General features: G+C 39.1%; 14 protein-coding genes. All 14 read right to left on the bottom strand.

The features are described from left to right. Positions 1-25 precede the first annotated feature (25 nt). The 14 genes from HZI73_RS08400 to HZI73_RS08335 all read right to left on the bottom strand — a co-directional run bounded on the left by HZI73_RS08400 (position 26) and on the right by HZI73_RS08335 (position 20,123). Positions 26-1,171 (bottom strand): exo-beta-N-acetylmuramidase NamZ family protein, encoded by a 1,146-nt coding sequence (locus HZI73_RS08400; RefSeq protein WP_212697801.1) that lies wholly within the window; start codon positions 1,169-1,171, stop codon positions 26-28. An 18-nt stretch (positions 1,172-1,189) separates the two neighbouring features. Continuing rightward, positions 1,190-2,107 carry an N-acetylmuramic acid 6-phosphate etherase gene (gene murQ / locus HZI73_RS08395; protein WP_212697800.1) on the bottom strand — a complete coding sequence of 306 codons (918 nt, stop codon included), beginning with the start codon at positions 2,105-2,107 and terminating at the stop codon, positions 1,190-1,192. A gap of 18 nt (positions 2,108-2,125) precedes the next feature. Next, positions 2,126-2,995: a carbohydrate ABC transporter permease gene (locus HZI73_RS08390; protein WP_212697799.1), complete on the bottom strand. Its 870-nt coding sequence runs from the start codon at positions 2,993-2,995 to the stop codon at positions 2,126-2,128. Between the two features lie 9 nt (positions 2,996-3,004). Then, complete coding sequence (locus HZI73_RS08385; protein WP_212697798.1) at positions 3,005-3,961, bottom strand: ABC transporter permease; 957 nt, start codon at positions 3,959-3,961, stop codon at positions 3,005-3,007. A gap of 78 nt (positions 3,962-4,039) precedes the next feature. Further along, positions 4,040-5,644 (bottom strand): extracellular solute-binding protein, encoded by a 1,605-nt coding sequence (locus HZI73_RS08380; RefSeq protein ID WP_212697797.1) that lies wholly within the window; start codon positions 5,642-5,644, stop codon positions 4,040-4,042. 393 nt (positions 5,645-6,037) lie between these two features. Then, a complete protein-coding gene (locus HZI73_RS08375; protein ID WP_246552528.1) occupies positions 6,038-7,807 on the bottom strand; it encodes a glycoside hydrolase family 36 protein in 1,770 nt (589 codons plus the stop codon). Between the two features lie 69 nt (positions 7,808-7,876). Further along, positions 7,877-8,890, bottom strand: coding sequence for a LacI family DNA-binding transcriptional regulator (locus tag HZI73_RS08370; protein ID WP_212697795.1), 1,014 nt, complete (start codon positions 8,888-8,890; stop codon positions 7,877-7,879). Positions 8,891-8,982: 92 nt separating this feature from the next. Beyond that, positions 8,983-12,468 carry a transglutaminase domain-containing protein gene (locus tag HZI73_RS08365; RefSeq protein ID WP_212697794.1) on the bottom strand — a complete coding sequence of 1,162 codons (3,486 nt, stop codon included), beginning with the start codon at positions 12,466-12,468 and terminating at the stop codon, positions 8,983-8,985. A 33-nt stretch (positions 12,469-12,501) separates the two neighbouring features. Then, positions 12,502-13,839, bottom strand: a complete 1,338-nt coding sequence (locus tag HZI73_RS08360) for an alpha-L-fucosidase (RefSeq protein ID WP_281418870.1) — start codon at positions 13,837-13,839, stop codon at positions 12,502-12,504. 3 nt (positions 13,840-13,842) lie between these two features. Further along, positions 13,843-14,901 carry a glycoside hydrolase family 18 protein gene (locus HZI73_RS08355; RefSeq protein WP_212697792.1) on the bottom strand — a complete coding sequence of 353 codons (1,059 nt, stop codon included), beginning with the start codon at positions 14,899-14,901 and terminating at the stop codon, positions 13,843-13,845. A 97-nt stretch (positions 14,902-14,998) separates the two neighbouring features. Beyond that, the gene (locus tag HZI73_RS08350) at positions 14,999-16,384 is read right to left on the bottom strand and encodes an alpha-L-fucosidase (protein WP_212697791.1); all 1,386 of its coding nucleotides are present in this window, start codon (positions 16,382-16,384) and stop codon (positions 14,999-15,001) included. Between the two features lie 130 nt (positions 16,385-16,514). Continuing rightward, entirely contained in the window at positions 16,515-18,143 is a 1,629-nt protein-coding gene (locus HZI73_RS08345) for a type 2 periplasmic-binding domain-containing protein (protein ID WP_212697790.1), read from the bottom strand. A 113-nt stretch (positions 18,144-18,256) separates the two neighbouring features. Continuing rightward, on the bottom strand, positions 18,257-19,159 hold the full coding sequence (locus tag HZI73_RS08340) for a carbohydrate ABC transporter permease (protein ID WP_212697789.1): 903 nt from the start codon (positions 19,157-19,159) through the stop codon (positions 18,257-18,259). A 13-nt stretch (positions 19,160-19,172) separates the two neighbouring features. Further along, entirely contained in the window at positions 19,173-20,123 is a 951-nt protein-coding gene (locus HZI73_RS08335; RefSeq protein WP_212697788.1) for an ABC transporter permease, read from the bottom strand. Between the last annotated feature and the right edge of the window lie 83 nt (positions 20,124-20,206).

Raw genomic sequence — 20,206 nt, 5'->3', positions numbered from 1 at the left:
TTTAATTCGTATATATAATCATCCATTAATCATATAGATGATAGGTTTCTTTTCTTTGTTGGAATGCATGTAGTTCCTCTTCGTTACTTTCTAATAGTGCGTTGGCATTCCATGTTGGGTTTTCGAACATACTATTACCTGACAAAAGACTAATAAACGGTCGTTTACCTGCTTTTGGCGGTGACAGTATCTGAAAATCATTAGGATACATGTCTCTTATACTCTCCATAAGCACCAATCCTGTTTTATAACTATCAAAGCGTTCATAGTCCGTTATATGTAAGTGTACCCCGTTACAAAAAACACCTGTGTGCTTGGAACTTGTGGGTGTAAAGTATGCTGGTGTAAAGGCTACGCCTAAGAGCTCTTTTTCCCTTAGATACTGGACCAGTTTGTCCCCTTCAATGTACGGTGCACCTATTATTTCAAAAGGACAAGACGTGCCTCGTCCTTCCGATACATTGGTGCCTTCAAAAAGGCAAGTCCCTATATATAAAAGTGATGTTTCAAAGCGTGGTATACCAAGACTTGGCATGACCCATATTTGCTTGGTGTTATGAAACAGCATCTGTCTTTTCCAACCTTCACACGGAATAATCGTTAAGTCACAGGGTATACCCTGTTCGTCTTTTACCATGCATGCCAGCTCACCTATGGTCAGACCATATCTTGTGGCTAGTGGGTAAGCACCAACAAAACTTGTATAAGCAGGATCCAGAACATTCCCTTCTATCTTCATACCCCCTAAAGGGTTCGGTCTATCCAAAACGATTAGTTCTTTTCCATATGTCGCACAATCCTCAATGGCATAGATCAACGTAGAGATGAATGTATAGTACCTTGCACCAATATCTTGTATATCATACACAACCGCATCTATATCTGCAAGCATCTCCTTGGTCAATCGTTTTGAATCTTTTCGGTATAAACTGTAGACAGTCAGACCTGTACGCTCATCCATGTAGGTGTCCACAAGTTGTCCTGCATCCCTATCGCCCCTTACACCATGCTCAGGAGCAAAAAGTGCTTGTAATGTGTATGCTTCATGAAGAAGTTCAATGGTAGAACTCAGCCCATTGTTTACACCTGAAATAGAGGTGATGAGTCCCAACCGCTTATTTCTAAATGTATGGTCATATGCTTTTAATCGATCAATTCCCTTATGTACCATGTTTATTGACCTCCCCTCTTATTCAATATGCGCCGCTTTACTGGCTTCAATGACACGTGAAATATGGCCATCTGCCTCCATGAGGGCTTTTTCAGCATCATCAACAACCATGTGGCACATGATCATGACGATGGCTGTTTTAGCCGAATAACCGCACTTTTCTAAGGTATTTCTTGCAAGTGCATCCTCTACCCCTGTGACACTCCTTACAATGGAGACGGTACGTTCAACTAACTTTTCATTACTTGCTTTTACATCTACCATTAAGTTACCATATACTTTTCCCAATTTAATCATCACAGCTGTGCTTAGCATGTTTAATACCATTTTTTGCGCTGTACCACTTTTTAAACGTGTTGAACCTGTGATAACCTCTGCCCCTGGTAACGGCACGATGGCAACATCTGCAAGGGTATTGAGTTGTGTTCTCGGGGAACATGTCAAACTGATGGTCTTAGCACCAATGCTGTTTGCATAAGTCATAGCACCCAATACGTAGGGGGTTCTTCCACTTGCAGCAATACCTACTAATACATCGTTATGGCTTAATTGTATGGCACGTAAATCTTCGGCGCCTAGATCGAAATTATCTTCCGCACCTTCTACTGCTTTAATAATAGCATCTTTGCCACCGGCTATCAATCCTTGTATTAATTGGGGGTCTGTGCCAAAAGTAGGGGGGCATTCCACAGCATCTAATATGCCCAACCGCCCCGACGTACCACAGCCACAGTAGATTAATCGCCCTCCACTCACAATTTTCTCATGGATCATTTCCACCGCTTCAGCGATATGGGGTAACTCTTTTTCTACTGCACCGGCAACTTTCTTATCTTCATCGTTCATTAACTGCAAGACTTCTTTTGTTGTTAATAAATCAATGTTTTTTGTTCTTTCATTTTTTTGTTCTGTCTCTATATGACTTAGTTTTACCATTGTCTTTCACCTCATCTATCAGCCTTTTACTGAGCCTACTGTTAGACCCTTAACAAAATATTTCTGTAAAAATGGATATAAAATAATAATGGGTAGTGTGGATGTGATAATGACTGCTGACTTTATTGAAATGGCGATGGTTGCTTTATCAGCAGAGCCTGCCGCATCCCCAAGCATGGACGTCCCATTAACAATATTTCTTAAAAACAGCATCACAGGGAACTGGTCTGTATTTAAATAGATCAGCCCATTAAACCAATCATTCCAGAAAAATACGGCTGTATACAAACCAATGGTTGCCAAAGCTGCTTTTGAAAGAGGTACAATGATGCGCACTAGAATGCCAAAATAACCAAGGCCATCAATGAGGGCTGCTTCTTCAATCTCATTGGGTATAGACTTAAAAAAATTAATGAGTATGATGAGATTAAATTGATTAATAGCAAATGGCAGTAACATTGCAAATCGTGTGCCTGTAAGCCCTAGATTGGATATCAGCAAATAATTAGGAATTAAGCCACCTGAGAAAAACATGGAAAACACCACCATCTTCATGGCAAACTTCTGTCCTTTTAAAAACGTTTTAGATAATGGATAGGCAAATAATGCTGTCATCATCACAGAAATAGATGTTCCCCCAAGGGTATAAAAAATTGTATTGCCATAGGCTCTAAAAAAGTTAGGATAAGCAAAAATCTGCTTATAGGCCTCAACATTCACACCTATTGGTATAAAGGATACTTCATTGTTAATAATTGCTTTTGGATCCGACAGGGATACCGCAAGCATATATAGAAACGGTACTAGACATATGAGCAATACAAAAATCATTACAAAATAGATGATTGCATCGAATATGATGTTCCCTTTACTACGATACATTTTCATAATAACCTCCTAATAAATGCCATCTCCCGTAAATTTCTTGCTCACCTTATTGGATGATGAAACTAAAATCACCCCAATAATACCACTGAATAAACCAATGGCTGTTGCATAGGAATAGTTTTGATTCGCTAAACCCGTTCGGTAAACTAACGTATCGATAATATCACTCACCGCAGAATTAGTCGGTGTATACATCAACAATACCTTTTCAAATCCTAGATTCAACATCCGTCCAACATTTAAAATAAGTAAAACCATGATGGTCGGCATGATGGATGGAATGGTGACATGTATAATCTGCTGTAAGCGGTTAGCACCATCAATCTGTGCTGCTTCAAACATATCCGCATTAATACCCGTAATGGCTGCTAAATAGATAATAGCTGTCCAACCTGTAAACTGCCATGTATCCGTTAAGATATAAATCCATCTAAAATATTTGGGTTCGTTCATGAAGTAGATGGGTTCGATACCAAATACACTTTGCAGAAAATGATTAAAAAGTCCAGAACTTGGCGATAACATTTCACCTAAAATGGCAATAACAACCACCGTGGAGATAAACCTTGGCATATAAGATACGGTTTGAACCACTTTTTTAAAACGGACACGCCTTACTTCATTCAAAAGTATGGCAAAAATAATAGGTATTGGAAAATTAATGATTAGATTTCCAAAAGATATGGTTAATGTATTACGAAAAGCTCTCCAAAAGGCTGGGTCCTGCATAAATGTTTTAAAGTATTTTAAACCTACCCATTGGGTTCCGTAGGGTCCCATACCCGGACGATAACGACGAAAGGCTAGAATATTACCAAACATGGGGACATATTTAAACACGATAAAATAAATAATAGGTAATGCCATCATGGCATATAACTGCCAATAACGCTTAAAATGTCTTTTAAAATCACTTTTCTGCGTGTGGACAATTGCGTTCTTATGCTGTTTATTCAATACAGCCATTGTTTAACCTCCTTGCTGATAGAAAGGCTACCCTCTAACACCATATAAGGTAGCCTTAAACATGTATCTAACGTCTCTTTACTTTCCTAAATTATCATTATAAAGCTTATTGAATTCATCAATTCTTAATGTCTTCATTTCTTTCACATAGGCATCCCAATCTGCTTCCACATCTTTTCTGCCTGTAATAAATGCATCAGCCCACACTTCAAACGTGTCAAACAAAGGTGTTTGTAACACACCGGCATCCTCTGCTGTCATGTCATCGAATAATGGTGTTGGCGGAATCTCTTGGATAACATTCCCCATGGCTGCAACTTCTGCATTAATCCTTGAATAATTCTCATCGTATTTTGTCATTTCCCGTTCATTAATCCATACTAACTGGGTCACATCCGATCCACATCCATGGTTCACTTGAAGACTTTTATAAACCCCTTCTTTTGCATTAACAAGTTCATCTGAATAGGTAATCTTCCCATTCTCTTCTGTATAAGTTACACCCTCAACACCTAAACACCATAATCTGGCACCTTCTTCAGAGAAGAATACGTTATCAATGGTACGAACAACTCTTTCAAAGTCATCACGTTTTGCTGTTGCTGCTGGGAACATAATGCCGCTGCCTGTTCTGCTCTTTGGCTGGTGATGAGCACCTGCTGGACCTTCTAATGAAGGATACATCTGTAACTTAAACCCTTCTATATCCGATGCACCTGTTAACCCGCCAATTTGATCATAGTAAGCATAAGTAGCCATTGCTTTTCCTGTAGCCATCTTTTGTGACCAAGCATCACCATTGATTGGATCTGCCATCTCTGGGTCAAGTAAACCTTCAGCATAAAGTTTTGCCAGATAGCTGATGTACCCTTTATAACCCTCGCTAATAGCTCCAGCAAAATACTCTTTTTTATCATAATCCCAGCTGAGTGTATTGGTACCTGATGCACCATTCTTACCTACACTTACCCCATAGGAAGGCATTGTCATACGATAGAGTACACGCGGCCCAGCTAAAATGGTCAGTGGGTAACTATCTGGATTCTTTTCTTTATAAGCTTTCAGGATCTTGTACAAATCATCAAAAGTCTTTGGTGCTTCTAAACCTTCAGCATCTAAAAAATCTTCTCTAAGAATTAAACCCCCATCATAAAACGGAATATCAAAAAGACTTGGTAGATAATAGCGTTTGTCATCTGCTAACTTTAACTTATCAACCGTTTCTGTTAAACCAAATGCCTCAACACGTGCGTTAAAGTGAGGTGTAAAATCCGCATAATCACTAATAGGTACTAAAGCACCATTGAGGGCAAGTGAAGCATTTTCTCCTTTTGTTGTTTGATACAAGATAACATCGGGTGTATTATTACCTGTATTTAATGCCAATGATACCTTTGTGGCATAATCTGCAATAGGAATAACTTCAAATTCAAAATCCACATTAAACATTTTTTCAGCTTCTGTTACCGTTAACCAATCGTCTTTGAATGGTAGTGTTGCATTATCGGAATAATAGATTCTAATTTTAACAGGGTCTTCCTTTTCCCCATCTGTTCCATTGTCCACATTCGTAACATTCTCTCCATCCTTATTATCTACTTTAACGGGCTCTTTTTTGGCACAAGCAGACAGTAAAACCACGACCATTGATATCACTAATAAGAGTGATACACATTTTTTCATAATAACATCCTCCTCAATTCTACAACTTAATATGTAACGCGATCAAGATGGTTTTGAAAAATTATTTCATAATTCATCAAAAATCTTGTATCTTTATTTCATATCTGTATACTAGCACTATATTTGTATTTCGTCAATACGTTTTTGCATTTTTTTATTAATATTAATGGTTTTTGCCCTCATTCTTTGTTGAGAATGCACATATTTCCTATATATTCCTATGTTCCTTACTGGTACCTTTAGCAATAAACCCATTTATGTATGCATATACTACATCACATCTGATAGAAAAAAAAGCTACAGATAGCTGCCTATCTTAGCTTTAAATTGTTGTTACCTATGTTATGATACGTCTATTAGTTATTAATGCTCCATCATGGTTGATTTGTGTGGTTATATGGTTTTTATCTGTAAAACTCTGGCAGAATGCGGCGGAAGCTTTACGGCCAACTCCCTTTGTTTGGTACACATAACCTCTTCACGCCAAAAATCAAGTACACATGAAGCTTTCGGACAAGTGATGGACTTTTCTATCATGTCATTTGTGGCATTGAATAAAAACACAAGTGTATCATGATTTCTTTTTATTTTTCCTATGGTAAACCCAATGTCATCAAATCTGGCTGCTTGACCCATTGGCGGCAGTAACTTTTTTAACCACCTTATACTGTCAGCATGCATATCACCTATTCTATCGGAGTTCAGTACCATACCGCCACTGGCCAAAATATAGGCTCTGTGATAACTCAATTCATCCTTAGATAATTCTGTTAGCGTTTTATGGACCTTACCTGCTGCATCCACAACATGCACCTGCCTGTTTTCTAACACAAGACAATCAGGGTCATTCACCCATAATGTCTTATGTTGCCAATTGCGATGAAAACATTCTCGTGACAGCCGGCTTATGGTGTCCCAATCTCGAGTAATATCGCTCGTTACCCGCATACCATGCACAACGCCTAAAGACGGCCACATGGGTGCATTACATCCTAGAATAAAACTCTTTTCTCCTGCCCCTTCAATGCAGGCTTGCATACCTAACCGATAGGCTTCTGTTCGCGTTGCCTTAGCATCATAATAATAACCGCCAGGCATGGCCCCCCACATGTTGGCATCCAGCTTAAAATAATAACATCCCCAGTCTTCCCGCATGGTTCTAAACACATGGCGCAAATAGTCTCTAGCCTCTGGATGTGTACCATCAAGCATATACCAAGGACCTCTTCGCCATCCCCCAAAGGAAATCTTATCGGAACGCAAGGGTTGCTGATGTTTATCTTTAATAAACCAATCTGGATGTTCTGTAAAAACTTTCGACGTTTCTTCTGCTATAAATGGAGCTACCCATATCCCTGGTTCAAACCCTTTTTCTCTAATCCTTCTGCAAAGTGCCTTGATGTCCATGCCAAAGGCTGGGTTAGGCTCCAGCCAGTCTCCCATTTTAGGCTGATAGCCATCATCCACTTGAATATATGCTAAGTGTAATTGATGCTCTAGAATGCCATCCAAGTTATCCTGTATAATACTTTCATTAATCTGCGGTCCATAACAATACCAAGAACACCAGCCTGTAGGTAGTTTCGTAGGTTGGTTAATGCCCAGAGGCGAATGATTGCGGTTAATACATTCACCGAATTGTTGTAGAAGCAATTCCCGGTCATGGCCTTCTAAACAGACAAATTCTTCTAAAACAAAACGCCTTTGTTTCTCAAGGGTAAGACCTTCTAGATCCAATGTAATCTTATACTGTTTTTTATTAAAATGAAGAGCACCATTAAAACGGTGACAGCTGCTAAACCCAAGGACGCTGTATTTGTCCTCACTAAATAGCCATGTCATGTTGTACATGGTTTGATAACCTTCTAAAGCTGGTAACTTATAGTGGTCTTTATCGGAATAAGAAATGTCATCCATACACCCCATTGCACCTTCGTATTGAGACAGCATTTGATAACCTTCCCCATATTGCCATGTGTCTTCCCTTAATCCATGATTACCTTCAAACAGTACCACTTCTTTCAGCTGTACATCATGCTGTGATTCATTGATAAGCGTAAACGTACATGTGGAACCTGTCCAATGTCGGGTTAATACCAATTGCTCCTGGACACTTCCATCCATAGCCACGATGCTACTGGAAGACTGTATTAAATTGTTCATAAAATCCACGACTGTACCCCCTTCTATGGGCTGTTTATTGTCTTATAACACTGGTCCATGGTGTTATGTTTATTTTTTTGCTACGGAATCCCGAAAGATGATCTTACCGTTTACCATGGATACGGCTTTGGTATATGAAGGCAATTGCTTTACTTTTCGTTTAATCAGTTTAACGGTTGTTCGTGCAATGCCTTCAATATCAACAGCTACTGTCGTTAGCTTTGGTTCACTGATTTCTGCGTATATGTCGTTATCAAAACTGACGATGGACACATCATCAGGTACTTGATAACCTTTTTGATTCAATGTTTTGATGAAGCGATAAGCTGTTTCATCACAATTACAAACGAAAGCTGTGGGCATAGCCTCTGGTAAATGAAAGTCAATGGCTTCATTATGAAAATCCCGATCTTCTATAATCCAATCTTGTCTAATCCCTATTTTTCTTTCCATTAATGCTCTTGAATAACCTAAATAACGATCCGATATACTCTGGGTGACAGTAATCGAACCAACAAATCCAATAGCGTGATGACCATAATTCAGTAAGTGCTTGGTGATTTCATAGGTACTATATATATTTTCTGATAACACACAATCCGTATTGCACCATTCATCATAATAATCCACAAATACTCTGGGTAGATTCACCTGGCGTACTTTCATTAAAAACTCTTCTTCTAAATTACCTAAAATAATGATGCCATCGGTATTTTGACTTTCTAATGTTTTTTCTAACTCCTTACCATGATCCATGGGGTTAACCGTGGACAATGTACCGATAAAACCCATTTCACTCAAGTACTTTGCAATCATATGATACATTTTTACATAAAAATAGGCTTTTGTATCTTCACTGAAATACTTATGGTCTAAAAAAATCACAATATTTTTAGGTTCTTTGACATCCTCTATATTTTTTTTTGTTAATTGATAGCCAAAGGCTTCTGCTGTTTGTAAGATATCTTCTTTCAATTCGGGACCTACACCATCTTTATCATTTAATGCTTTTGAAACTGTTACCTTACTTACACCTAATGCATCTGCAATATCCTGCATCGTTACCCGTTTCTTTTTTTTCATGTAAATTTCTCCTTCGAAGGCTTATCATTTTTTACATTATAACATTTTGAAAATTCCTTCGCAAGAAATTAGGTAATTGTTAGCTAACAAATTTAATCGTTAATACTCTTGATGAGTAATTGACCCATCCCAACTTGATACCCACAGAAACTATAAATACCTTCTTGGTTTTCTATGACCAATGCCAAAGGTAATCGATGTTCTTCTTCCTGAAACCCTTGATACAGTTTCTCAAGGTCAAAAGACTCTTCCACACATACTTGAATGGATGGCATGTGTTGACAGGTTTTTATTAATGTAGGGTCCTTGTAGCCTTCTTTATCACGAATCAATAAGAGCACATGCCATGGTAGTTGATTGTAAGCGTCTTGAAGTTCGATCATTTCATTAAGCAAATGCTCTGTTGGCTCAGCCCCTGGCTCTATCCAACATACAATGGCTCGGGATGTTAATGCATCAAACAAGGATGTTTTCGTGTTATCACGTGTCACTAATGAATAATTGGGCATGGCTACTTTTGCTTTTTCATTATCACTTGCACTTAGTATAAGTGGTATGGTGGTTGTGGTATCTGGGTCAATGTGGCAATAATTTACCCGCACCTTATTGGATTCATTATGCTGCCTATTGGTGGTAATGACACGATAATGGCCTGCTTCTACAGGGTATACGACCTGATTATCAGTCCAAGACACATCTTCCAGCTCCAATGTCTTGTAGTGTCCCTTCTCTAAACGGGATACAGTGTAGTTTTTATAGTACTCCAGATGGCTGTCTTTTTCTCTTGTGAGTGTCAGTACCCCATATGCTTCTGGCTTAATCTCTTGATCATCATGGATGTATACCCACTTATGGTCATGATAGAAAGCCAATTTGCCATCGAACTTTTCAATACGAGCTGGTATACCTAAACTTCTTAAAATGGCTACAAACAATATTTTATGAGAAATGGGGTTACCACCTTTTGTCTTAAGTACACCAAGAGGCGAGGTATTTAAATTTGAATATTCCCTGTCATGGTATACACGTATCGTTGATGTGATCCATTTTTTCACACGCAACGGGTTTTCTATGAAGCTCTCTTTTTGGGCTAGTGTGAAATAACCACAAATTCCCTGACGGTAGGAGGTGATATTTTCTATCCAAATTCTTGGATGCATCACTTCCTGCACAAATAACGCTTCTTCATGTTTACGTCTATAGGCATACGCTACGGTGAAATGATCCTCTAATACTGCTAGCTTGATATCGGATAAATCTTTTTGTGGCAGTGATAGCAGCAGCTGAACCTTCCAGTATAGGGTATCTTGTGTACTCTCTTTTAAAAACGCTAGTAATACCTTATAGTTCCCTCTTGCTTTCACAAGACATGCGGCAATCTCATCTTCCATTATAGGGAATGTCTTGGCTCTTTCTTTTGCTTTCTCCTCATTATAAAAAGTTGCTTCAAAGGCTCTTCTCCTGCTTATAGCCTCCTTAGACCTTGCATCCTGTTCCTCTTCTTGTTGTGGACTGAGTGGTGTTTCTTCAAGAACACCGCCTTTTGGAGGTACAAAGGTCCATTCTTTCATTTGGGTTTCAAGGGTTTTCGTTTCACCTAAAGTCAACGTCATGTGTTCTTCTTCCCTTACATCCATTTTTTGATACGCATAACGATGGCCTTGATAAGCAAAAATCATCAAATCCCCTAAACCTGTTACAAGAGAAACTTCCCCTTGGTCATTGGTTTCCAGTTGTGCTATGGGATAGAACTCACTATAATTCACCACTTCGAATCGCACCATGGCTTGACTGACGGGCTGGTGCTTTTCATCCATAATCCGTATGCTGATTTTCTTCGTCTCAGCATAGTGAGGGAGTACATTGATTTCTGACATACGGGGGGTTTGTTTTGTTATCCATTGATCTTCACACCGATTAGAGAACGCACGGTTATGGATGAGCATGGCTTTTGATGCAGGTAATCGAAACCATCCACGATTCAGCTTCACTTCTGGTTCGCAAGCCCCTAAGAACTGCCAGCCATTTTCTGTATAGACTTCTACCCAGGCATGATTATCATCGCAGTGGCTCCATCTTGGTGCGTAACATTGTCGTGCAGGTATGCCCACACTCCGAAGAGCTGCCACAACCAATGTAGACTCTTCTCCACAACGTCCATAGGCATTGTTAATGACTGTAAAAGGAGAGGCTGTTCTCTGGTTGGTGGTTTGATACGTGGCTTTTTCAAAACACCAATAATTTACTTCAATGGCTGCTTCTTCCATGGACTTCCCTTGAATTCTAGGGTACAAGGCTTCAAAAAAAGTTTCCCTATAGTACACAATATCTTCGTTATTCACCCGATACTGGAGCACATAATTCAAAAAATCGTTCTTTTTGATGTGCTGTCCCCAAGGCATGAATGCTTTTACCCGTAAGCTGTGTCGTACAAACTTCAAAAATAACTGAGGGTCATAATCTGCACTATCCGATAAAGGCATATAAGCATACAAAAATGCCATGCATTCTTTTTCGTTTTCATCCATATCTTCCATGAGTGATGGTGGTATGCTGCGCATTCTTTTTTCATAGTCTGAGAATTCATAAACAGCTATTCTGCCATCTTCAAATAAAACAAGCTGATCCCCTTGACAGGTAAAACAAGATAGCTGAAAAGCATGGTCTGTGGCCTCAATACGTGGTATAATCTCACTCTCCACATGCTTATTTAAGGGTGCTATATCTTCCGTATAATAACCATAATCCTCAAAAAATTGATGTTCAGCATAATAGAATTTCCTCAGTTCCCATTTTAAGTACTCTATCTCTGGAATATCATATGTTTCGCCGTTTTCAGTAAAAAATACATAGCCCCATAGTTCTGGGTAATGGATATTAATAAGACCTGTTGGCGCCCATACCCAATTTTCTTCGGGTTGCTCTTTCTTCACATAGCGACCTTGGGATGTGTCCATGTGCCATTGCACTCTAGAAAAATTCATCCGATAAAAGTCACCTATTGAAGGTTTCCCCGTTTCTTTTGCCATTTCCTGCAAGGCTTCAAAAGGTATGACCACTTCTACCATCCAATACTTGTTATCACCATGGACTTCATTTAACTTGCCTTCAATATGTACAGCAGATTGCAAGCCTTTAATGTCCCAGCCATTCAATGGCCTGCCGCCAACATCCCGATAAGGCTTTGTGAGGAATAAATCCCATACGGTATTGAATGCATTCATTTCCAATTCAAAATACCCATGGGTATCCGAATCCGGATCGATAAAAATTTCAAAATCATTATCCTGGAAGATGACCGAATCACGTTCTTTTAACGTGGCCCATATTTCATCCCCATGAAGAATGGCTCCAATATACAAATTCGTATCATCCCATAACATTTTTGCCTGAGTGTCCCACTTGGGGGTTTTCTTGTTATGTCCTTCAATATCCACAAATAAGGATGTAAAAGGTGCATCTTCCCAAAAATCCTTATGTATATTGCCATCCAGCACAAAAGGTTTTGTTGCTTTCTTACAATAATAAACTGGGGGATGAAAATCAATTGTTGGAGTAGGTATGCGATATCCGTTCATGTTTTCCCTCCTCTTGTAGGCGATAGGTTTTGCTTAATTATGCGTGACAACAGCACCGCTGCCACCATACATATCTACTTTTCCTTCACATTCTACCTTCACAACAGTTACATGTTCGTGGCAGGCTTTTCCAGTCAAATGAATCCATAGAGTTCCTGGAATATTGAACCATGGCACACCACCATGACTATCATAGGTTAATATTTCGCCTGAGTGCAATACAGAGATTTTTTTGACCTGATTACAGAGTCCTTTTAAACAAATGGCTTCTTTTGGGTCATCATAAACAAATAAGTAAATGGTCTCTTCATCCTTTGATAAGGTGGAGCCGCCTAAATAATACCTTAACATAAGACCTTCTTTGGTTGCATAAATGGCTTCTTCATGTTGTTTTATCCACTTTCCCAAGTCTAACAACAGTTCTTCTTCTTCAGGTACGATGGTACCATCTTCTTTTGGTCCAATATCCAGTAACATATTGCCACCCATACTGATACAGTCGCAGAACATGCGAATAATCTGTTTCAAGGATTTATAGTGCTGATCCTCTGGTATATAACCCCAAGAATCGTTCACTGTGGTACAGAACTCCCATGGCCCTTCTGGTCGTGTGATGGGTAATCCCTGTTCCGGTGTTTTATAATCCCCGTGACCTTGTAATCTGGAATTAATGATCAGGTTAGGGTTAAAGGATTGTAAGTAGTCTTTGAAAGCTGGGAGCCCCCATTGCTTGGCACTTCTCTCCCAATCACCGTCAAACCACAATACATCAACTGTACCATAATTGGAGAGCACTTCTTTTAATTGGTTACGATTAAAAGTCAAAAAACGCTCCCATGCTTCTTCATCCTGTTTGCCATCTGCTGGATAGGAATAACCATTAACCTCCGATAGGTCTTCTGGTACGACACCACCTTCAAACACGCTGGCATAATCGGGATGGGACCAATCAATTAAAGAATAATACATGCCGCAGCGAATCCCCTTATTCTTGATTGCTTCTGCATATTCCTTTATAATATCCCTTTTAGCAGGGGTTCTTTTAACCACATTTAAGTCACTGTATTGTGTATCAAAAAGTGCTACACCATCGTGATGTTTCGTGGTGAGTACCGCGTATTTGGCTCCTGATTTCTCAATCACATCGGCCCAATGATCTGCATCAAACTGAGCAGCTGTAAAACCATCCAGTTGTTTCATGTATTGGTCATAAGGCACACGATGATGATAAAATGACCATGATTCAGATACCCCTTCTACTGCATAAATGCCATAATGAATAAAGATACCCAACTTTGCTTCTTCAAACCATTTTTCCATTTTCTTATCCCTTCCTTTCTGGTATAGACTTTCATAGCAACTTATACGCACGCTTCACTTTTTAACGGCTGCCATACACATACCTTCAAGTTTTTTCAATCGCTTACCGTGGATAAAATCTAATAAAGTACCACTTTTGTCTGTACCATATTCCCAGTACATTAAGCCGTATAACCCATGTTCTTGCATGTAGTTCAATTTATACGTTAAAGATTCTTGGTCTTCATAGCTAATAAAGCAATCCCCATTAAATAAATAGGGTGCTTTTGCTTCATCATCCCAAAAACGAGTGAATCCATTTTTATCAATATAATCCCCTAAGAGTTCGCTGTAACTGGGTCCATATCCCCCTGTGGTTTCTGCCATCTGCATTAGACCGTTATTCACATTGGGGACTCCTTTCCACATCCTTGAGTAAAAGGCTGCGCCAATGACTAATTTTTCTTTTGGTACACCTGCTTCTACAAAATAGGTTACGGCTTGATGAACACTGGCACTGGAAAAGTCTATAGCATTGGCATATAGGTTTGTATGATGACCTGTTTGTACCGTAAAACCTCCTCGTAGATCATAGGTCATTAATTGCACATAGTCCACGTATTGTTGTACTTGGTCCATCTGGGTACATCGTGTATAGTACCCATCTCCTGCCGCAGCAATGGTTAATAGCTTATCTTCAAACCCTTGTTCATTCATGGCATATCGAAACCCTTGGAGGAGATAGGTGAAATTTTCTTTATCGTCTTTTGCTGCATCAATACCAGCTATTGACATGCAAGGGTATTCCCAGTCAAGATCTATCCCATCCAGTTTAGCCCATTTCATGTGTTCAATTGCCGAATCAATGAGTTGTTCTCTTCCCAATTTAGTGGATGATGCCTTTGAAAATCCTCCCGCACCCCAACCCCCAATGGATAGGACAAACCGTATCTGGGGATTGATTTTTTTCGCACTTTCAATATAAGAAAGGTAATCATGCAGTTCTGATATCACTTTTCCATCTTCAATGCGTGCAAAGGCTAAATTGATGATGTCTGATTTTTTGATGTCTTCTTCTTTAAACATTGGTAAGTCTTTTATAGAAACATAACCAATTAAATGAGAGTGGGTCATACAGCTCCTCCTAGGTTTCAATCAAATTAAATGGTCTAACTGTTACAAGTATGACCATGCTGCTTAAGTTGACTTAGGTCATCCACAAGCAGCATGCTTATGATGTTAAGCAAAACACGCGTGCCACGGGCGCTTCTCCATCATGTTCTGGACATTGTACTTGGTATCCGTTTTCTTTCTTTTCAAATATAACCCGTTCATTGCTTTCCAATAGGGTGATGTTGGATACCTCCCCATCATATGGAATCCATACCTGTGATGGTACCTGATGGGATACCTTTTCAAAGGATTCAATGGCGTAGACGGTATCCTGTTTTTTGGTGAATGCAATACCATCCTTTTTATAAGGCTTACATACGCGGGTACCATAGATGGCTTCACCATTGACCTTCAGCCATGCACCTAATCCCTTTAGGGATGTGATGGCTTCCATAGGTAACCTGCCATCCGGTTGTGGTGCTACATTGATGGCAAGATTGCCACCCTTGGATACAATATCAATAAGCAATAAGACCACTTCTCTAGCACTTTTATAGGTGTCACTATAAGCATAAGCAAAAGAGTTCCCAAGGGTGATACAACTTTCCCAAGGTATACCAAGGGGTTCCTCGGGTACACATTGCTCTGGTGTCACATAATTCTCATAAGCTCCTCCTACTGTTCTATCGGCACACAGCATACCCGGTTGAAATGTCCTGACTTTGTCAATGATTTCGCCAAGACGAATGTCTTGGTTATTGGCTTTACACACCCAGCCAGCATCAAACCACATGATGTCTATTTTTCCATATTTCGTGCCCAGTTCTAAGATTTGATTGTGTGTGAACCGAACGAAGCGTTCCCATTCTTCTGTATTTTCTAGGGGGTTATAGGAAGGCCCTCTATTTTGGTAACAGCCTCTTTCGTATCGATTACTCCAATAACTGTCAATATGCCAATCCGCTTTGGAAAAATAAGCGGCTATCCCGATGCCTTTTTTACGGAAGGCTTCAAATAAGTGCGCGCATATATCTGCATAGCGATGCTTATGGAATGGGCAGTCTTCTCCTGATATCTTATAGTCTGAATACTGAGTATCCCACATGCAAAAGCCATCATGATGTTTTGTGGTAAAGATAAAATACCGTATACCGGCTTCCGCTGCAATAGCTGCCCATTTTTCAGGTTGAAAACGTATGGGATTAAAGGTTTTGTTTAAATCAAAGTATTCTTTCTTAAATGCTTCACCTGTTACTTCCCAATCAACACCGTGTCTTGACCATTCAGCATCTGCATCACTAAGAGCCCATGACTCCACAATACCTAACTGAGAATAAGGACCCCAATGCATCATGAGGGCTAACTTTTGGTCTTGAAACCAATTCAGCTTATCCAACACCTTTTGATCCGTAGGAGACACATAGCTCCTCTTCGTACTATAATTGTGTACCCCTTCTTCTATCATTTCTTCTTTGATCAGATTTGGTGCTTTTGATTCTGACATGCTCTTCCTCCATCTTTGTCAGCTTCATCTTATACAACGGTCATATTGCCTGTTTTACCATCTCATGGTATACGAAAGATGGTTGTAAGGAATACTCACATCCATCTTTCATATATTATTGCTTACAACTTTAATTCTTTGACGCTTTAATCGCGTTTTGGCGTATCTGGATATAGTCATCTAACTTCAATTTATTAAGTTGTTTTAAGTAACTGTCCCACTCAGCTTCCACATCTGCCTGACCAGCAATCCATTCCGCAGTCTTTTCTGTAATATAGTCGGTGATGGATGTCTGAAGCTCCGATAAACTTGAGCTTTCTTCTAAGGTTGCCCAATAAGGTGGAATAATCTTCTCAAGTAAATAAGGCGCATAGGCTTCATCAACCTTATCCTTTTCTGGATAAGAAGGAGGATTTTCTAAAAACTTGAAATCCGTTGGTATGTACCTTGGTAAGGATTGTGGAAACAGATTAATCCAGCTGTAGGTATCTTTTTCTTCTTGCGTCATGTTGGTCTGATTGATTTCATAACCGTTATCTTTTTTATGTAAAGCAATACCGAGAGGACCTCCATTGGTCTGTATGGAATTTTCTAATTCAAACAAGTTATCCCACCATCTGACAATGGCTTCAGGGTTCTTGGCATTATCTGTTACAACCACTTGATTTTTAAGAACGGTTGTACCATAGGTATCTCTGAACCAAACAGGTTCATCGCATTTTTCACTGCTTAACACAGGAAGGGGTATCCAATCTGGTGTTTCTCCTGCTTCATAAGGCATGATATCGCCACTGCCATACATCATGCATACGCCATAGAGATCTTGACCACCTTTAGCTTTCCACTGGGCAGCATCTTGTGTAAACATTTCTTGATCCAATAAACCGTTTTTATAGAGATCGCTCATGTACATGATAATGTCTTTATAAGGTTCTTGATTGGCACCAAATACTAATTCATCACCCACCATTGTAAAACCGTATTCATTCAAGGACATACCGAAATATCCTGCCATGTAACCGATGTTTTTGTTATCTGGGCTGAATGAAAATGGAATTTCATCATCGGTGTCCCCATTGCCATTAGCGTCTTTTTCTTTAAAGGCTGTTAGCACCTTCTTTAGGTCTTCTGTGGTCTGAGGCACTTCAAGACCAAGGTTCTCTAACCAGCGTGTATTGATGTAAGGATTAAAATCCACCTCTGGGGCTGCTAGGACATAAGGTATGGAATAAATGTGTCCGTCTGGAGCAGTCATTTTTTCACGCACACCCTCTAATTCAAGAACAGCTGAAATATTAGGAGCGAAGGCTTCAAAATAATCTTCTAGGGGAATAAATGTACCCATATCCACACCAAACTTAAGAATGTCTGTGGAAGACAATACCCAGCCTCCAATACAATCGGCATAATCACCTGAATTCAAAGCAAGGCTGTATCTTTCTTTGGCAACCTCATAAGAAAATAGCTGAACATCCACGTCGATACCTGTTTGTTCCTTTAAAACAGGCATCAGATAGAAATCATCTGTTGTTTTATCCCCATCTGTAAAGATGGAAAAGGAATAATCACCCGGGTCAACAATGGGTAATCCTTCTTTATACATGAGACCATTTACTTTTCCAGAATCATCCACCTGTGTATTGACTTCTTTTGCCGTTTTTTTCTTATCATTGTCTTTGTTACTGCTGCATCCTGATAAAATTGTCATCATACTCACGGCTAGGATGAGTAACACAGTAACCCATTGTTTTTTCTTCATTAAAACGCCTCCTTTTATTTATAACTACGTCTTAATTATGCATCACGACTTAGCCTGTTAAACTGCCTTGGCATTTGCTTCCATCGTGTGTAAGACGTTAAGTTCATCATACTTTATCCCTTAATAGAACCAATCATCACACCTTTAACAAAATGCTTTTGCACAAAAGGATACATGACTAATACAGGGATACTGGAAATTATAATCAGCGAATATTTCATGAGTTCCATTAACTGGCGTTTCTCTTCCATTGCTTTGATCTGAGCTGCTGTTGTCATGGCTTGTTTTAAATGGCTTTCATTCTGGACCAGTATGGAACGTAACACTAACTGTAATGGAAACTTGGCTTCTGATTTTATGTAGAGTAAGGCTGAAAAATATGAATTCCAATGCCCAACACCATAATACAATACCATGATGGCAATAATGGCTTTTGAAAGGGGCAATGCAATACGAAAGAAAAACTTCCCGTCACCGCAGCCATCAATAGCTGCTGCATCATATAACTCTTCGGATATATTCATCTTAAAAAATGTTCGGGCTACGATCATATTGTAAACACCCAATGCACCTGGCAAGATCAGTGCAAACATGGAGTCTAGTAGATGGAGATTCTTAACAACGAGATACGTGGGTATCATACCTCCACTGACAAACATGGTAATCATATAGAAGATTGTCACCAGTTTCTTTCCATTAAACTTATCTCTAGATAGAGCAAAAGCTGTAGGTAATGTTACGGTTAAGTTGAGTAAAACGCCACAAAAAGTATAAAATAATGAGTTCAAAAAACCTGTCATCACTTCATTATTTTTGAACACTTCTCCATATCCTTTTAACGTTAAACCAATAGGATAGAGGAAAACTTGACCACTGGCTACAGCCTCTGGGTTACTGACAGAAGATATCACAATAAAATACAGTGGATAAGCCACAATTAAAAATATAATGCTTAAAATGATAAAAATGGTAATGTCATATATCTTATCTTGTCTTGCATGTACTGTTTTTTTCATCCTCTACCTCTCCTTACCATAAACTAATGCCTGACAGTTTCTTAGATATCCTATTGACGGCAATCAAAAGCAAAGCATTGACACCTGAATTAAACAAACCAATGGCAGAGGAATAGGAGATATTATTATCGATTAATCCCACTTTATACACATAGGTTGATATCACTTGTGATACACTTAAATTCAAATCATTTTGCAGTAAGAACACTTTTTCAAATCCAACAGACAATATACTTCCACAACTTAGAATAAGTAATATGGTGGCAGTAGGAATGATACTTGGGAAATCAATGTAACGGACCATTTGGAACTTACTTGCCCCATCCATGCGGGCTGCCTCGTGCAGTTCGGGACTTACTGAGGAAAGTGCTGCAAAATAAATAACCGAACTCCATCCCATTCCCTGCCATACCCCAGACCATACATAGATATGGCGCCACAAGCTTTTCTCACCCATGAAATTAATGGCTTCTCCTCCAAAGAAAGTAATCACACTATTGATCACCCCAACTCTGGGTGATAGAAATAGCAATAACATACCACACATAACCACTGTTGAAATGAAATTAGGAGCATATGTAACCGTCTGAATGACTTTTCGATATCGCTTATGTCGAAATGAATTTAACAATAAGGCTAACAGGATCGGTATGGGAAACCCTGCAACTAAGGAATAAAAACTCAGTACAAACGTATTCTTAATGGTCATAAAAAAATAAGGGGAATCAAAAAACCTTATAAAATGTTTCAGCCCAACCCATTGACTGCTAAAAAAACCTAACTTGGGATTAAAATTTCGAAAAGCAATTTGTACACCATATAAAGGTACATAGCTAAAAATAAATGTTAATACGATACCTGGCAGAACAAATAACCAAAGAGCATAATTTTTCTTAAAGCTTTTTAATAGCTTTTTTTGTGTTGTCTTATTCTTTTTTGGCTGTTTCAAAACACGTGTCGTCATAACCTTCCACCCTATCCTTTTTCTCATCTCAATGATTAACCAGCTATTATCCATGATGTTTCTGGTTGTTAGCTTACAAAAGC

The organism is Vallitalea pronyensis, assembly GCF_018141445.1.
Taxonomy (GTDB): domain Bacteria; phylum Bacillota; class Clostridia; order Lachnospirales; family Vallitaleaceae; genus Vallitalea; species Vallitalea pronyensis.
This window is presented reverse-complemented; position numbering and strand designations above follow the sequence as displayed.

Coding starts and splice junctions, on each gene's coding strand:
- HZI73_RS08380 (WP_212697797.1), bottom strand. CDS start 5,644: ATGAAAAAATGTGTATCACTCTTATTAGTGATATCAATGGTCGTGGTT.
- HZI73_RS08370 (WP_212697795.1), bottom strand. CDS start 8,890: ATGAAAAAAAAGAAACGGGTAACGATGCAGGATATTGCAGATGCATTA.
- HZI73_RS08400 (WP_212697801.1), bottom strand. CDS start 1,171: ATGGTACATAAGGGAATTGATCGATTAAAAGCATATGACCATACATTT.
- HZI73_RS08365 (WP_212697794.1), bottom strand. CDS start 12,468: ATGAACGGATATCGCATACCTACTCCAACAATTGATTTTCATCCCCCA.
- HZI73_RS08355 (WP_212697792.1), bottom strand. CDS start 14,901: ATGACCCACTCTCATTTAATTGGTTATGTTTCTATAAAAGACTTACCA.
- murQ (WP_212697800.1), bottom strand. CDS start 2,107: ATGGTAAAACTAAGTCATATAGAGACAGAACAAAAAAATGAAAGAACA.
- HZI73_RS08340 (WP_212697789.1), bottom strand. CDS start 19,159: ATGAAAAAAACAGTACATGCAAGACAAGATAAGATATATGACATTACC.
- HZI73_RS08390 (WP_212697799.1), bottom strand. CDS start 2,995: ATGAAAATGTATCGTAGTAAAGGGAACATCATATTCGATGCAATCATC.
- HZI73_RS08335 (WP_212697788.1), bottom strand. CDS start 20,123: ATGACGACACGTGTTTTGAAACAGCCAAAAAAGAATAAGACAACACAA.
- HZI73_RS08350 (WP_212697791.1), bottom strand. CDS start 16,384: ATGTCAGAATCAAAAGCACCAAATCTGATCAAAGAAGAAATGATAGAA.
- HZI73_RS08385 (WP_212697798.1), bottom strand. CDS start 3,961: ATGGCTGTATTGAATAAACAGCATAAGAACGCAATTGTCCACACGCAG.
- HZI73_RS08375 (WP_246552528.1), bottom strand. CDS start 7,807: ATGAACAATTTAATACAGTCTTCCAGTAGCATCGTGGCTATGGATGGA.
- HZI73_RS08345 (WP_212697790.1), bottom strand. CDS start 18,143: ATGAAGAAAAAACAATGGGTTACTGTGTTACTCATCCTAGCCGTGAGT.